This window comes from Flavobacterium sp. YO12, assembly GCF_004119495.1.
In the GTDB taxonomy this organism is placed as follows: Bacteria; Bacteroidota; Bacteroidia; order Flavobacteriales; family Flavobacteriaceae; genus Flavobacterium.
Genome location: NZ_NRQU01000008.1, coordinates 107,646 through 124,716, shown reverse-complemented (window position 1 = coordinate 124,716; position 17,071 = coordinate 107,646). Strand labels below are relative to the sequence as shown.

Below are 17,071 nucleotides of genomic sequence, written 5' to 3'. Positions count from 1 at the left end.
TTTTTTATTATTATTTCATTCTTTTACTTCCACTTTAAAGTTTCCATCAATCGCTGCATATCATTTTTGATATAGCTGGCAGCCGGCATAATCGAATCGAAATTAGGTTTTGCATAAAAATAAACAGAACCAATTACAAAATGCTTTGTACTATCTGTTACATAAAATTGTGAGTTTGTAGCAGCATTTCCGTCAACCTGATAAAACATTCCGTATACTTTTTTCTTCGGATTTAAATAAGGCTGTTCTAGAATATCATCAGCTTTTATAACATGCTCGTAAGTAAGTTTCTGAGCATCTCTCAAAAGCTTATCAATATTGCCATTTACAGGCTTGTAAGTCAAATAAATTGTCGCTTTCATCTTTGGATACGTAATTGCAAATCCGCAGTCTTTTTCGCCTTTAATTACAGCGTCTTCATTCATTTGAAAAGCAAAAGGACAATTATTTTCAAAATTGACATATTTTGCTTCTGGATAATCTAATCTAAGGAAACTTGCAGGTTTAGGCAAAACATCGTCTTTACAGCTTACAACTGTTAATGTCAGCAAAATTGCAGTTACCAAAATTATTTTTTTAAACATTATTCTATTGTTACTTTTATTTGTTTTACACGTTTTTTATCAACTGTTTCAATTGTAAAAACACAGTTTTCAAAAATCACTTTTTGATCTTTCTTCGGGAAATTCCCTAAAATTTCTAAAATAAATCCCGCTAATGTTTCCGCCTCACCTTTACGAGTTTCAAAAACATCTTCATCAACATCAACAATTCGATAGAAATCCTTTAAATTTATTTTTCCTTCAAAAAGAAAATTCTTTTCATCTATTTGAGAATAATTCAGATTTTCATCATCAAATTCATCACTAATATCACCTACAATTTCTTCAATAATATCTTCTAAAGAAACCAATCCAGAAGTTCCGCCGTATTCATCAACAACAATAGCTAAATGACTTTTTAAGCTCTGAAAATCTTTTAATAAATTATCTAGTTTCTTATTCTCAGGAACAAAAAATGCTTCTCTTATCAAGGAAGTCCAATCAAAATCGTCTTTATCAATATGCGGCAACAAGTCTTTAACAAACAAAACGCCTTCTATTTGATCTATATTGTCTCGATACACTGGTATCCTAGAAAATCCTTTCTCGATAATCTTTGGACAGATTGCTTCAAATGATTCTGAGATTTCCAAAGCAAAAATATCAATCCTCGGACTCATAACCTGCTTTGTATCTGTATTTCCAAAAGAAACAATTCCTTCTAAAATTTTCTGTTCTTCTGTTGAAGTTCCTTCCGAATCGGTTAATTCTAAAGCTTGAGAAAGCTGATTAATCGAAAAATTATTCTTTTGCTTACCTAATTTATTATGCAGATACAAAGTAAGACTGCGCATAGGAAGACTTATTGGCGTAAGGAGTTTGTCTAAAACTGAAATGGGATAAACAAAACGATTAACAAACTTTATATTGTTTCTGCTTGCATACACTTTCGGCAAAACCTCTGCAAACAACAAGATTAAAAAAGTAACTAAAATTACCTCTAAAATAAACTTAAGAACCGGAGAACTAACTCCATTAAATAAATTTCGACCAACGAAAGAAAACAATATAACAACTCCAATATTCAAAAAGTTATTGGCTACTAGCAATGTTGCTAATAGTTTTTTGGGCTTATCTAAAAGATCTGAAATAATTTTTCCCTTTGAGAAATTTTCCTGCAGTGTTTGATCGATATCTTTCTGAGACAAAGAGAAGAGTGCAACTTCGGCTCCTGAAACAATGGCCGATAAAAAAAGTAAAATAAATATTCCGACAAAACCAATAATTAAATTGATGTCTAAAGTTGAAGTAAAAAGTAAACTGGGCTCCGGGTCCAAATTAAAATAGATTAGTTAAACAATCAGAAGGGCAGATCATTTATAGGTAAGCCTTCGTTTGAAGCATCAAAGTTAGTGTTTTTTGCGGATTCTGAATCTTGATTTGGTTTATGATTTGCAGTTTCTTTTTTTGTGGTAAGAAAAGTAAACTCAGTAACTTGAATTTCGGTTGTATATTTTGTAGTCCCATCTTCAGCTTGCCACTGTCTAGATTTTATACGTCCTTCAACATATATCTTATCTCCTTTTGAAAGATATTTTTCGCAAATTTCAGCTGCCTTATTACGTACAACTAGATTATGCCATTCTGTTGAAGTTATTTTTTCATTGGTTGTTTTATTAATATAAACTTCGTTTGTCGCAAGTTGAAAACGTCCAATACAGTTTCCTCCATCAAAATAATGCATTTTTACATCATCGCCTAAGTGCCCAATAAGCATGACTTTGTTTAATGTTCCATTCATAATAATAGCGGTATTTCTACCAAAGATACATTTTATTTAGCAAATTAATTCCTGCTTTTCTAGAAAATTATAAATCACAATAGGAAAAGGAAAAGTTTTTAAATCGATCCTATTAACACCCTTTTCTAATACTTCCTCAATCTTTATTTTCCAAAATTGAATATGTAAATGCTGATGCGAAAGCTTGTGTACCAAAGCCGCATTAGCATATTCTTCTATACCTATAATAGTATATGAACAAAAAAGATCATTCTTTACCGCTTTTGAAACAAAATCAAACCCTTCAATTTCTTTTGTTTCAAGAAGAGGAAATTCATACAAATTATGCCAGATTCCTTTTGCTGTTCTTTTTTGTATCAGCGTATTTCCTAAAGCATCTTCTAAAATTAAATAATTAAAGAAACGATTGGTTACTTTTACTTTTTTTGATTTCACGGGCAAATCCATAACCTTCTTTTTCTGAAGCGCTGCACAACTATCATTAAAATCACAAATCGCACAATTAGGACTTTTAGGCACGCATTGCAAAGCGCCAAACTCCATTATCGCCTGATTAAAAATTGCAGGATTATCTTTTGGCATTAATTCGAATGCAAGTTCAGTAAACTCTTTTTTAGTTGAAGGAATCGCAATATCAGATTCAATGTCAAAATAACGAGAAAGCACTCTAAAAACATTTCCATCAACAACTGGAACTGCTTCATTATAAGAAAAAGAAGCTATAGCGGCGGCGGTATACTCTCCAACGCCTTTTAAACTTAAAAGCTCTTTGTAAGCATCAGGAAAACTTCCACCTAAATCAAATGCCACATATTTTGCCGTTTTATGCAAATTTCGAGCACGTGAATAATAACCAAGTCCCTGCCAAAGTTTCAAAACCTGCTCTTCAGAGGCATTTGCAAGATCAAAAACAGTAGGAAATTCCTTAGTAAAAGCAAAAAAGTAAGGCATTCCTTGCGCAACTCTTGTTTGTTGCAGCATAATTTCTGAGAGCCAAATTTGGTACGGATCGGTCGTATTTCGCCATGGAAGATCACGCTTGTTTTGTAAATACCATTTTATCAGTGTGTTATGAAAATCCATATTGAAATCCTTAAAAAGCAAAAGTAAATGTTTATGTAATTAAAATTTAACGAATTAGCTTGATTAATTATTTTTTTAATTCTTATATTTGCAACCTCAAAAAAATAGTACACCATTATAAAATAAAATAGGAAAGAAAATGACGAAAGCAGATATCGTAGCGAAAATTTCAGAAAAACTAGGTCTTGAAAAAGGAGATGTTCAAGCAACAGTAGAAACGTTCATGGAAGAAGTTAAGACTTCATTAGAAACTGGAGACAATGTTTACCTAAGAGGTTTTGGTAGTTTTATTGTAAAAACCAGAGCTGAAAAGACTGGTAGAAATATCTCTAAAAACACTACAATTAAAATTCCTGCACACAACATCCCTGCGTTTAAACCTGCAAAAGTTTTTGTAGAAGGAGTAAAAACGAACAACGAAGCAAAATAATATTAATTAACATAAAATCTGACACGATATGCCAAGTGGTAAAAAAAGAAAGAGACATAAGGTAGCTACTCACAAACGTAAAAAAAGAGCGAGAGCTAACCGTCACAAAAAGAAAAAGTAGTTTTAAACTACTTTTTTCTTTTTAAACGTTCATTGAAATTGAAAATTAGTATCCAGTCATCAGTATATAGTGTTCAGTCCACTGATTACTTAAAACTGCAAAATGCCAGCTAATTTTCTCCGGGTTCAATACCTGTTAAAATATTGTTTAATCCATCCTTGTAGAAGTTGATGGTTCTTGGTTTTTGGTTTTTGGTTATTTTTGCCAACAACTATCAACAAACAACCGACAACCAATTCACGGATAAAAATTTACAGTGTGAATAAAGAATTAATCATTAGATCGAGTTCTGAAGCCGTAGATTTTGCCTTATTAAAAGATGGAAAACTAATTGAATTACATAAAGAAGAAGAAAAAAGCAACTTTCAGGTTGGTGATATTTTTATTGCCAAAATACGAAAACCAGTTGCTGGACTTAATGCTGCTTTTGTAAATGTAGGCTTCGAAAAAGATGCCTTTTTACATTATCACGATTTAGGTCCAAATTTAGCTTCCCAATTGAAATTCATAAAACTTGTAAGCGCAGGTAAATTAAAAGATTTCTCCCTAAAAACCTTTCAGTTTGAAAAAGAGATTGACAAAGATGGCATCATTACTGATATTTTAAGTGCCAATCAATCTGTTTTAGTTCAAGTAGTTAAAGAACCTATATCGACCAAGGGTCCAAGAATAAGTGCTGAGCTTTCTCTTGCCGGAAGATTTATCGTTCTTGTTCCTTTTTCAGATCGTGTTTCTATTTCTCAAAAAATAGAAGACAAAAAAGAAAAGGATCGTCTAAAAAAACTTGTTCTATCGATCAAACCAAAAGGATTTGGTGTTATTGTTCGCACAGTAGCCGAAGGCAAAAACGTAGCCGAATTAGAAAAAGATTTGCAGAACCTGCTTGGCAGATGGACTGCAATGTGTAAAAAATTACCAACTGCTCATCATCCATCAAAAGTATTAGGAGAGCTTAACAGAGCTTCTTCAATATTAAGAGATGTTTTCAATGATACCTTCAGCGGTATTCAAATAGATGACGAAGAGTTGTACCATCAAACGAAGGAATATCTGCAAGAAATTGCGCCTTCAAAACAATCGATTGTTAAGTTTTATCAATCAAATGACACTCCAATTTTTGAGAAATACAATATAGAGAGACAAATCAAAACTTCTTTTGGAAGAACAGTATCTATGAGCAAGGGCGCTTACCTTATCATCGAACACACTGAAGCTCTTCACGTTATTGACGTAAACAGCGGAAACCGTTCGAATAAAGCAACCAATCAAGAAGACACTGCTATGGAAGTAAATATGATTGCTGCAGCAGAAATCGCCAGACAACTTCGTCTGCGAGATATGGGCGGAATCATAGTAGTTGATTTTATCGATATGTCGAATCCTGAAAACAGGAAGGTTTTGTTCGACTTCTTGCGAGAAGAAATGAGCGACGATAAAGCAAAGCATAAAATATTACCGCCAAGTAAATTTGGTTTAGTCCAGATTACAAGACAGCGCGTAAGACCAGAAGTTAACATTAAGACCAGAGAAGAAGATCCTAACAAAGAAAATGGTGAAATTGAAGCACCTATTTTAATTATTGATAAGATCACCTCTGATTTAGAAAGACTTTTAAAAACCCACAATAAAGTTGTACTTAACACACATCCGTTTGTGGCTGCATACCTCAGCAAAGGTTTTCCATCATTACGTTCAAAATGGTTTTTTGAACATAAGAAATGGGTGAAAATCATACCTCGTGACGCTTACACGTATTTAGAATATCATTTCTACGACAAAAAGGGAAATGTTATTACAGAATAAATCAAAAACCGCCTTTCGTGAGATTGGCGGTTTTTTTATGCTTTTATGTCTCCTTTTTTTGCCCTATTGTGGTGCAAAAAAAGCGCATACAGACCGAATAGAAATAACCCAGTAATTATGTTTGTAATTCTAATTATTACTTTAAATAATTAATTATATGCAAACAATCCCAAATCTTTATTTTTCATCTCAAAAAAATACTTTTTACTATCTATTAGCGCTACTTTTTTTGTTTTCTTCAAGATTAGCCGCTCAAAGCGATACTATCTTTTTTAATTCAAAATGGAAAGCTACTGTAAAAGATTCTGCGGTTTATTACAGACTAAAACCCGTTAAAATAAAAACAAAAAAAGCCATCGGGCGAAAAATTGAATATGTTGATTCTCTATATCTAATTAAAGATTACTATATAAAGAACAACACATTACAGTTCGAAGGTTATTCTAAAGACATAGACGGGAACTATAATGCAGGAAAAGCAAAATGGTATAATGAAGACGGAACGCTTTCAAGTTCAAGAGATTTTCAAAAGCCGGCTCCGGGCACATTTAGAGTTCCAAGTCCGCCTATAACCTATTTGAACTATAGTATTGCTGACAAAAGTCTTTTAACTTTGGGAACAGAGTTTTGTTTAGACTGTCAAACTTCTAAAAAACTTTTTTTAGGTCTAGGATATGGCGTTACCAATAGTTACAATGGACAATACTATGGCCTGCCTGATCTTCATTTATCTTATAACGTTTCTATTTTATTTGCAAAAATTGGAACAACTCATAAAAATAGTTATCTATTGGGAGGATTAACATTAATGAATTTTATAGATTTAGGGTTTGGATATTCATTACCATACGACAAGAATAAAGCTCCAGCATTTGAAGGATTTACAATGAGTCTTAATTTAAGATTCACAAGAAACAAAAAAGCTTATAGTCAGCCCATAGGATATTAAATAATTCTCTACTACGAATGAAAAGATATACGATCATCATTGTTATTCTATTTTTCTCAAATAAAATCACATCTCAAAACGACACTATTTTTTTTGACAAAAATTGGAAAAAAACCAATAAAGAAATCGCTTTATATTACAGAATTAAACCTTCAAAAATAAAAACCAAAGAGGCAATTGGTTACAAAATAAAAAATACAGACTCTCTTTTTGTAATTAAGGATTACTATTTAAACAATAACAAATTACAATTTCAAGGCTATTCAATAGATCAAAACGCTGATTACTTAGCTGGCAAAGCAGAATGGCACAACGACAGTGATGGAACAATTTTTACAAGAGAATTTAACTATAAGGAAAACAATAATTCTTCAAAATTTAAAATTTCAGATTGGCCTATATTATATTTAAATTATTCAATAGCAGACAAAAGTCTTCTAACCGCTGGTCTTGAATTTTGTTTGGATTGTAAAAATAAAAACAAACTTTTTTTAGGTGCTGGATATGGAATTACCAACAGTTACAATGGAAGATATTATGGACTTCCAGACGTGCATTTATCATACAATACAGAATATCTTCTGTTTTTAAAAGCGGGCAGCTCTTCAAAAAATGCTTATGCAATGGGCGGTCTTACTTTATTTAATATGATCGATTTAGGTCTTGGCTATTCATTTCCATACAACAAAGAAAAATCTCCAACTTATCAGGGATTTACAACTTCACTCACATTTCGAATTACAAAAAACAAAGAGGTGTATACCAAACTCAATATCATACAATAAACTTATTCTTTTATAATCTCGATTTTTCGTCTAATTTCATTTCCAAAAGCATCTACAACTGTAATGTAATGTATTCCTGTTGTTGGTGTAATCGGTAATTCATGAAAAGTTTTTGTAGTAGCCTTAAAAACATCATCAACATACCAAAATAATTCTTTGTCTCTTTCAGAATAAGCAACTTTTAGAATTACAGGTTGTACCTTACTATTAAAATCTTTAGTCAAATATATTTTGCTGTTTGCCTTTGGATAAATAAAATCCATAACTGTGGTTTGAGTTCCTTCGCAGCCTTCTTTATATGGAGGTAATGGTAAATATTCAATATGCTGACTTTTATAGTACCAAGCCATAACTGGAGGCAGAACAAACCAATTTTTAGCAATAATATTTTCAACATTTTCACAGCTGCTGTTTACCTGAAACTGTTCTGTTTTATCTAAATGAATAGTTCTATGATACGGACAAACTTTTGTTGATTTTCCCCTTTTTGAAACCCATTGTTTAATTTTCGGGCAATTCTCTTTAGCCAAATAACCACTTAATCGACAAACCTCAACCTCAGCCAAATCTTTATATGGCGTATCAAACCATCTTTGTCTGGGCAATAAATTAAAAACGTCAAATAAAATTGGAGCCGCACTCGTAACTCCGGTTAAAGTTGGTCTTCCCTCTCCAGTTGCATTTCCAACCCAAATCCCAACCACATATCTTGAATTGGTTCCAATTGCCCATGCGTCTCTATTCCCAAAACTTGTTCCTGTTTTCCATGCAATTTTTAGAGAACTATCATAAAACTTCCACGCTTCGTCTCCTTCAGGTCTATTTACCTGCTCCATTGCGTTATAAGTCAACCAAATTGACCCTGCACCCAAAATATTCTTTTGATCCGTTTCTGTTCCAAAATCGGGCTTAAAATCATTTTTATAATTTAATTCTGCAAACTCATTTGTTCTGTATTGATTTTTATTTTTAGTATAGAAATTCAATGTTGAAGACAAATTTGCATAAGTTCTGCATAAATCCCATAAATTACTTTCGGCACCTCCTAAAATAAGCGACAAACCATAATGGTCAGGAGTTTTATTAATGTTCTTCAATTTAAATTTTTGAAGTTCTTCGTAAAATTTATTGACTGTAAATTCCTGAAGCATTAAAACTGCTGGAATGTTCAAAGAACGCGACAGTGCACGATGCGCAGGAACAGCGCCGTCAAATGTTAAATTGAAATTTTGAGGCGTATATCCTGAAATCTGTGTAGGAACATCGGCTACTAAAGTATTGGGTAACAATTCACCATCATCTAACATTGCACCGTACAAAAGTGGTTTTAAAATACTTCCTGTACTTCTGGGAGCATCAATTATATCAACATCTTTTTGATGATCTTTATCTGTTGGAGCATTGCCAACGTAACTCATTACATTTCTATTCTGAACATCAATTACTAAAATAGCCAGATTATGAACTTCATTCTGTTTGTATTGATTGTAATAATATCTCGCAATTTGATTTACACGATTTTGCAACGCATAATCAATTGTCGTTTTTACCCTTGTTCCTTCTTCATTTTTTGCCACTCTCTGCAATAAATGAGGTGCAATTTGAGGGAGATCATATGGCTTTTGAGGCAAAGGTTCTTCTATAGAAAGTTCATACGTTTGCTTGTCGATTATACCTTCCTGATGTAATTTTAGTAAAAGTCGATTTCGTTTATTTAATAATTTTATCTGATTTTTTCCCGGATAGATTAAACTTGGTGCATTTGGTAAAACCGCTAAAACTGCATTTTCAGCCCAAGACAATTGATTGGACTGCACGCCAAAATAACGCCAAGAAGCCATTTCTAACCCAACAACATTTCCTCCAAATGGCGCATGAGCGGCATACATTTCGAGAATTTCATTTTTTGAATATCCTAATTCTAATCTTGTTGCGAGAATAATTTCTAATACTTTTTCAAAGTAAGTTCTGTTCTTTCCTTTTCGAGATAATCTTATAACTTGCTGTGTTAAGGTGCTGCCGCCTCTAACTACTTTACCCGCTTTTCGGTTTTGTTTAAAAGCATTTACCATCGCACCTGGATTAAATCCTGGATGCTTGTAGAAATACTCATCTTCAAAATAAACAATACACTTCTTAAATTTATCTGGAACACTGTCCTGCGCAGGAAAACGCCATTGTCCATCTCGAGCAATTTTAGCCCCTAATAATTCGCCCTCTTTGCTTTCAATAACGGTTGAATAGGGTTCTTTGAATAAAGTTCGAGGTATCGAAAAATAGTAAATCAGCAAGAGCACAAATGCAATTGCTGATTTTATTTTGTTTCTTTTTATCCAATTTATAATGCGTTGGAGGAACGCTACAAGTTTATTTTTCAACACTGATTTTATTTAACCGCAAAGACGCAAAGATTTATGTAAAGTTCTCAAAGTTTTCTCTCGCAGATTCCGCAGATTTGGCAGATTTTATTTTTTTTTCTGCTTGATCTGCAAAATCTGCGGGAGACCTTTTTACAAAGCTTTTTTCAGCCAGATGAAATGGATTAGCACAAATTCTAAAAAATCATTTTAATCTGTGTAATCCGTGGCTAAAAAAACTTTACTTCACAACCTCAACCCAGAATCCTTTTGTTCTGGCTAAGAAAGTATTATCATACATGGCTTCGCATTGCAATCCAGGTAAATAGTAATTTCCTAAATAGGATGCATTTAATAGAATTCTAAAAACTTTAGTTTCTCTGGCTTTCATTCCAAAATAGAAATTAGTTCTATCGTCTCGTATATCAATATAATCGGCAATGTTGTTTACAGCGTCTCCGTAATCTGTAAAACGAGTATTTACAATTTCAAATCCTGAAGGCAGAATTTGTGATAACGCTACATTTTGAATACTTTCTCCTCTTTGATTTTTAATCGTAACCTCAGCAACAAATTCAGTTCCCTGAGTAATTTTCGAAACGTTAATTACACTTCCTTTTCTGTTTTTGAAAACGATAGAAGCCGTAACATCACTCTGAACTGCATTCTCTTGTCCGATTGGCAATATTCCTGTATTCAATACGCGAACATAAACTGTATTTGCCTTATTATTTTTCAGCGTAATACTATTTGCTCCAGAAGTAACCGAAATACTGCGATCTGCAATTGATTTACTTGTATTTATTGTCTCTCCTTTTCCGTTTTTACTAAACTGAATATTGATTCCTTTTGGACCATTACTAATTGCAAATTTCGACATCGCATACAAGCAATAAGCTGTTGTCTGCGTACTCATCCATTGATTGGCCGACATTTCTTTGGCTAGTTTTGAAGCCATAGTAAATGCTTTTTGTGTTTGTCCTAAAAGCAGCATTGTTTCTAGAGCCATTGCTCTATTTCTTTCGCTTGAACCGTAATAATAGTAACTGTATCCATCTAAATCTCCGTCAATACTTGTTTTCAGGAACAAACTTTGTCCAGCTGATTTTTGTCCCGCTAAAACATATGCTGCTGCCAAACGAAGTTTACTTTCGTTTGAAATGCCTTTTGTTTCTCTAAGTCTATTCATTGCTGATAAATCAGCATTTCCAGCTAAAGCTAATGTATATAAGCGATATGCTTGCGCTAAATCATTTCCATATTTCGGTTCAAAACGCCATTGTTTAGCTTCTTTTTGCTGATAAGACAGCCATTTTGATTTGAAATTAATTGGCAGAATATATCCTTTTTTCTCCGCTTCAATCAAGAAATGACCAGCGTAAGAAGTTCCCCAATCATCTGCAATTGCATTTCCTTGCCAATAAGGTAATCCGCCATTTGATAATTGGAAATTTCCTAATCTAGCAATTCCCGCCGCAATATTTTTTTGAATAATCTCTTTACGTTTCGCGTCAATATCAGCCACATCACTTAAATACAATTGAGGGAAAACCGAGGAAGTAGTCTGCTCTACACAACCATGTGGATACTGAATTAAAAATTGCATTCTTCCATTCAAATTCATTGATGGCATAGACGAAACTTCTAATCTTGCTTTATTACTTCCGGCAACACCAAATGTTTTCCATGAAATTGTTTTAGTACTATTTGGAGACAAAACAACATCTGTAAAAGTACTTGTAACAGGATTTGGATTCGTCATATCAATTTCAACATCGTAAACTGATTTCTCGCTTCCAGATGTTGCAATAACCTGAACTTTTGCAATTCCAGTTGCAGCACCTACAACTAAATTGAAATATGCCATCTTTTCGTCTGGCTGTGCAAAACTCAGTTTTTGAATGGCACTTCCCATTACTTTCAATCCGTTGCTTGTTTTTACCTGAATCGAAACATTTTTTATTTTATTTTCAGTTGCAAAAACAGTTACTGGAAGTGTTACTTTTTCTGATGGCGAAATCTTCCTAGGCAACGAAGCTAAAACCATCAACGGGCTCTTAACTTGAGTTGCTTTTTCAACGCTTCCGTAAGCACTTGTATTTGCATCTCCTGCCACAACCATTGTTCTAACAGAACCAATATATTTTGGCAGTTTTAATTCGTGTGATTTTGTTTGTCCTTTTTCCAATTTAAACGGACCATAATACAATACTACCGGTTTAAAACGATTTGCTTTTTTAGCTTTTCCACCTCCTAAATCCTGATCTCCTCCAATACTAAAAATCTGATTTATTTTTCCTCCATACGCTCCAATTACATCATCGTAAACGTCCCATGTTTTTACTCCAAGGGCTTCACGAACATAGAAACTATCCCACGCATTTGGTGTTTTAAAACGAGTTAGATCTAAAAGTCCTTCGTCGACAACCGCAATGGTATACGTCATTTCTTTACCTGACTTTTCGCCCACTTTAACTGTAAATGGCTGTTCTGGTTTTAAAACATCCGGCATATTAATGGTTGGTGCCAAAATCGTGTTTTTATCCACAACTTCGACAGGAACAATTCCGTACATACGAATTGGCGAATCGTTCTTGGTTGTTGCGTGAGGCTGTAACAAAGTGATATTAAAATAAACATTTGGCGCCATTACTCCCGTAATAGGAACCTCAACTTTTGTTTCCCCTTTTTGTGTTTTCGCCCAAATTGTCTGAATCACGCGAGATCCGTTTTCAATTGAAATTAAAGCACGCCCGCCTTCACTTGAAGGGAAAGAAATTTGCGCTTTTTCTCCAACTGCGTAATTCTTTTTATCTGTAGAAAAAACTAACATATTTGCCGTCGAAGCATCTCTGTTACGTGTTTTTCCAGACCATATTGGCCAATCGATATTTACTGTTAAGGCAGTTGCATGCCCGCCATTTGTATCTTCTACACGAATCAAATAACGCCCCCATTCTTCATCGGTTAAAGCAAATTGAAAACTTCCTTTTCCACTTGAATCCGTATCAATTATAATAGATTTATAAGCTGTTGTTGAGTTTGATGAATTATAATTAGACAAATTATCGCTTGATGAATCCCACCACCATCTCCAGTCGACTTTATAAATTCTTACTTCAAGATTTCTAACTGCTCTTGGTCTTCCGTTTTCATCAACTGTAACTACTTCAAAACGATTATTCGCTCTGGTTTCAAGCATATTATATCTGTTCAATTCAGGCGATTTTATTCCCACATAAGTTTTGTATGGCGAATAAGTTGTTGACATAACATCTGTACTAAAATCACCGCCTTCTTCATATACTTTTGTGATGAACGAAGCACGCAACATTCCAGGTGCCTGACCTTGCAATCTTGGCTCGATATTTACGGAAGCTTTTCCGCTCTCATTTAATTTTCCAGAGAAAACATTAATTTCTTCCGTACTAAATTGACGAACGATATCATCAAAACTAAATTTTTCATATCCTTTGAACGTGGTGGTTTGCTGCGAAAATTTAGCTTGCATTTCTACATTCAGATTTTTCGCAATTGCGCCGTGAAGCCAAGTCACCTCAATATTATCTGTATTTGGATAAGATGCTGATAGTGTTTTTCGACTAAAAGTATTCTTGATTTTTAAACGATTTGGCTTAATCGTTTCAATTTTAATGCTTTTATAAAATTTAGCTCCTCCAACACTTACCATTGCTTCCCAATTTCCTGTTGGAGCATCTTGATTTGTCGGCACTATAAAGGCATAATGATTTAAATCATTTATTTTTTGAACGGTTTGATAAACTGTTTTACCATTTGGATCATTTAGCCTGAACTTTATTGGATGCGATTTCGGAAGTTTATTTGCTGCATCATTTAAAATAAAAGACAAATACAAATTATCTCCCGGACGCCACACACCTCTTTCTCCATAAATAAATCCTTTTAAACCTTTTTGTAAAGTCTCGCCGGCAACATCAAAATTACTTACAGATAATGAAAGCCCATCGTCAAGCTTTACATAAGTCGATTGATCGCCCAAGGTAACAATTGCGAAATATGCGAATTTGTCTAATTGGAAAGATGCAATACCTTCACTACTTGTTGCCTGTGTACCAATTTTTTGCTGTTGAAAATTATACAAATCAACTCTTGCATTTGAGACTGGCTCTGTCGTAACAATATTATTTACAGCAAATAAATAGGATTTGTTTTCACCTCTTTTGGCAATAACTCCTAAATCTGAAGCTAAAATATTAGTCGCAATTCTTGCATTATAAAAATACGATCCAGAACAAGGATCCTCACTTTCTCTCCAGTTATAATCATCATAGTAATAATAATCATCATATGAATTACCACTATAATTCACATCATTTTCATCTACTTCCTCCTCTTCTGCTTCATCATCATCTCCATTGGATGATTCGCACTTATAAAGAGAGTATTTCTTTTTATATACAAACTCTACTCTATAAATCGCTCCTGGTTCTGGCTTTATTATTTTAGATAAATCTAAAGCATATGTATTCCATTTTGTCAAATTTACAAGCGTGCTTTCTCTTAAATTTAAAGTGGTTTTGGCAATTGGCTGTGCGACTTTTTTGAGGTTTTGCCCGCCGTTTAATTGATTATATTGAAGAAACTGAAGTATATTGTTTTTGTAAATCTTATATACTTTTACATCAACAGCACTTAAATTTACAGCTTCAAAATTCAGTTTTAAATTGTTTGAACTTGGCAGAATCGTTCCGTTTTTAACAAAACGAATACTTGGTTTTATCTGGTCAAAAGAGATTTTTTCAGAATAATTTGATTCTAATTTTTTACCGTATTGACTTTCGATTCCTTCAAAAACTTCTAATAATAATTCACCAGTCACAACTTGTTCAGGTTCTTCATCCGGCACATATTCAACAGCATTATCTGCAACTGCGACCGCTGAATCAACTGCAACTTCTGCTGAATCAACTACCACTGCAGCCGAATCTACTGCAACAGCCGCTGATTCTTCTGCAACTACTACAACCGGTTCTTCTTTTTTAGGTGCATTTTGATTCGTAAAATATACTTTTAATAAATTCCCTTGAGTAGAAAACTTAAGATTATTGGTGTTTTGAATTGAAACCAATCCGGCAAAATCTTGACCTTTTTCTAATGGCTCAGAAAAATTAATTAACACCGATTGATTATTTCCATCTGGAACTTCAACTTTTATAACTTTAAATTCGTTTATGCTCGTAATAGGAAAATCGATTTGTCCTTTTTGATCAATATCAAAATCATTTCCATCATACATAATCTCTAAATTTGAAGCTTCAGAATGACGTTGAATACTGTCAATAATAAAACGAAATTCTTTCGCAGGACCCGTTGTTTTCTCAAACTTAATTTTAAGATTATTGCCTTTTTGTTTTGCTTCAACCAATTTTTGAGCCGTTTCAAGATCAATATTATCTGCTGTTTTCAAAACGCAGTTTAAATACTGATACTCTTTGCTGTACGACTGAATATCGCCAGTATTTATGGTAAAATCCTGTTTGATTGTTTTAACAGTAAAATTAAATTTAGAAAGCGCTGCCTCATTCTCTTTCGGAATTGCAGTAAGCTTATCTAAGTTTAAAGTAACCTGATATTCTGTTCCAGGTTTTAGTTTTTTCTCTGGAATAAACGCTAATGTATTGGTCGAAAGCGCAACCACTTTTCCATGAACGCTTGGTGAAATATCAAACAAATCATCATCTAATTCCTGATTGGGTTTCCAATCATTCTTATCGAAAGCCAAAACCACACGAATATCAGAATCCGAAGAAACGATTCCTCCCGTAAAACTGGTTATATAATCTTTAAATAGTGAAAAATCTGAATTGAAATCTGCAGCTGATTTTCTACCGCAAGACTGAAAAATAAAAAACACAAAAAATACGAGACTTAATCCTTTTACTTTCACTTTTATTTAGAGTTAATGGTTAGCAAATTAGAAATTAGTACGATTTACCGTTATAAGCGATAACAGCAAATTACAAATTAAATTAGCACTAAAAGTATAATATTTTTCGGTTTTATTAAGAAGAAAATTCTTTATTTGTTTTTTTAACTTTTGCTGAAGTTTCACAAAAAGAAATCATTAAATTATTAAATTAACGTTTCTAAATTTAAAAAAGAATGCCCAACAACTCAAACAAATATTCTTCTGAAAATGATTTTATTATAAAAAACAAAAGCACAATAATATATCTGCTGGGTGTAATAACATTTTTTATTTTGATCGCTTTTGCAGATTATTATGTTTTACCTGCATCAAAAGCTAATGATGTAATTACGCATTACACTATAAGAACTTCTGGAAAATCTAAACAAAAAGTTTCTTATCATTATTTTACACAAAAAGGATTTATTTTTTCTACAGCAAAAGAATTTATTGATGAAAATAATATTACAATTGAAACTTCTTTATTGTTTAAATCTGTAACAACCGTTAAATCCAAAACAAGAAATTATACGAATCTACTTTCCAGCGGTTTAAGCAGTAATGGAATTCAATTCTATACTTGCCTGATCCTGCTTTTTTCAATTGGAATAAGTATAAAGATATTGCTTTCGAAAAAAGGTTTTTCCGAAAACACTTTTCACAATATTGTCTGCTTTAATTCTTTTATGATCTTTATCTGTGTTTACACAGGAGGATATTTGTTTTAACTACTTACGTCTTTCCAAGAAAAAACGTTTCATTAAATCAGCCGCTTCATTTGCCATTATACCTGAAACTACTGTAGTTTTTGGATGTAGTTTTGTCCCCATATTGATAAAACCTCTTTGTTCGTCTCGTGCTCCAAAAACAATTTTCGAAATCTGACTCCAATACAAAGCTCCTGCACACATTTGGCAAGGCTCAAGCGTAACGTATAAAATACAATCTTTTAGGTATTTACCGCCAAGAAAATTGGCTGCAGCGGTTATCGACTGCATTTCGGCATGAGCCGTAACATCATTTAATAATTCTGTTAAATTATGACTTCTGGCTATTATTTTATCGGCAACGACAATTACAGCTCCAACAGGAATTTCGCCTTTTTCAAAAGCCATTTCAGCTTCCTGTAAAGCTTTTTTCATGAAATATTCGTCGGTGAAAGGATTTATCATAGATGCAAAAATAAGAAGATTACATTAAAACTCCCCATTCTATATATAGATCTCAAAAAGTAAAATTTAAATTTAAAA

General features: G+C 33.1%; 12 protein-coding genes. 5 read left to right on the top strand and 7 right to left on the bottom strand.

Annotation, left to right across the window (positions count from 1 at the left end; translation table 11 throughout):
- Positions 1 to 23 precede the first annotated feature (23 nt).
- From gldD to mutY, 4 genes are read right to left on the bottom strand one after another with little or no spacing between them, the layout of a single operon-like run.
- Complete coding sequence (gldD, locus tag BOW55_RS04390) at positions 24 to 584, bottom strand: gliding motility lipoprotein GldD (RefSeq protein ID WP_129023133.1); 561 nt, start codon at positions 582 to 584, stop codon at positions 24 to 26.
- On the bottom strand, positions 584 to 1,879 hold the full coding sequence (locus BOW55_RS04385; RefSeq protein WP_129023132.1) for a gliding motility-associated protein GldE: 1,296 nt from the start codon (positions 1,877 to 1,879) through the stop codon (positions 584 to 586). Before BOW55_RS04385 ends, gldD begins: the two co-directional genes overlap by 1 nt.
- Before the next feature lie 23 nt (positions 1,880 to 1,902).
- Complete coding sequence (locus tag BOW55_RS04380; protein WP_089052617.1) at positions 1,903 to 2,343, bottom strand: single-stranded DNA-binding protein; 441 nt, start codon at positions 2,341 to 2,343, stop codon at positions 1,903 to 1,905.
- 36 nt (positions 2,344 to 2,379) lie between these two features.
- Complete coding sequence (mutY, locus tag BOW55_RS04375) at positions 2,380 to 3,426, bottom strand: A/G-specific adenine glycosylase (RefSeq protein WP_129023131.1); 1,047 nt, start codon at positions 3,424 to 3,426, stop codon at positions 2,380 to 2,382.
- Between the two features lie 139 nt (positions 3,427 to 3,565).
- Here mutY and BOW55_RS04370 point away from each other — a divergent pair, with 139 nt between their 5' ends.
- The 4 genes from BOW55_RS04370 to BOW55_RS04355 all read left to right on the top strand — a co-directional run bounded on the left by BOW55_RS04370 (position 3,566) and on the right by BOW55_RS04355 (position 7,514).
- Positions 3,566 to 3,856 carry an HU family DNA-binding protein gene (locus BOW55_RS04370; RefSeq protein ID WP_007805026.1) on the top strand — a complete coding sequence of 97 codons (291 nt, stop codon included), beginning with the start codon at positions 3,566 to 3,568 and terminating at the stop codon, positions 3,854 to 3,856.
- A 379-nt stretch (positions 3,857 to 4,235) separates the two neighbouring features.
- Positions 4,236 to 5,780, top strand: coding sequence for a ribonuclease E/G (locus BOW55_RS04365; RefSeq protein ID WP_089052725.1), 1,545 nt, complete (start codon positions 4,236 to 4,238; stop codon positions 5,778 to 5,780).
- Positions 5,781 to 5,937: 157 nt separating this feature from the next.
- Positions 5,938 to 6,729 carry a hypothetical protein gene (locus tag BOW55_RS04360; protein WP_241686469.1) on the top strand — a complete coding sequence of 264 codons (792 nt, stop codon included), beginning with the start codon at positions 5,938 to 5,940 and terminating at the stop codon, positions 6,727 to 6,729.
- Positions 6,730 to 6,746: 17 nt separating this feature from the next.
- Entirely contained in the window at positions 6,747 to 7,514 is a 768-nt protein-coding gene (locus BOW55_RS04355; protein ID WP_129023130.1) for a hypothetical protein, read from the top strand.
- A gap of 2 nt (positions 7,515 to 7,516) precedes the next feature.
- Here BOW55_RS04355 and pbpC read toward each other — a convergent pair whose 3' ends face one another.
- Positions 7,517 to 9,892, bottom strand: a complete 2,376-nt coding sequence (gene pbpC, locus BOW55_RS04350) for a penicillin-binding protein 1C (protein WP_129023129.1) — start codon at positions 9,890 to 9,892, stop codon at positions 7,517 to 7,519.
- A 220-nt stretch (positions 9,893 to 10,112) separates the two neighbouring features.
- Positions 10,113 to 15,800 carry an alpha-2-macroglobulin gene (locus tag BOW55_RS04345; RefSeq protein WP_129023128.1) on the bottom strand — a complete coding sequence of 1,896 codons (5,688 nt, stop codon included), beginning with the start codon at positions 15,798 to 15,800 and terminating at the stop codon, positions 10,113 to 10,115.
- Positions 15,801 to 16,015: 215 nt separating this feature from the next.
- Here BOW55_RS04345 and BOW55_RS04340 point away from each other — a divergent pair, with 215 nt between their 5' ends.
- Positions 16,016 to 16,549 carry a hypothetical protein gene (locus BOW55_RS04340; RefSeq protein WP_129023127.1) on the top strand — a complete coding sequence of 178 codons (534 nt, stop codon included), beginning with the start codon at positions 16,016 to 16,018 and terminating at the stop codon, positions 16,547 to 16,549.
- On the opposite strand, the gene BOW55_RS04335 is transcribed toward BOW55_RS04340, so the two are convergent.
- A complete protein-coding gene (locus BOW55_RS04335) occupies positions 16,550 to 16,993 on the bottom strand; it encodes a nucleoside deaminase (protein WP_129023126.1) in 444 nt (147 codons plus the stop codon).
- Positions 16,994 to 17,071: the final 78 nt, after the last annotated feature.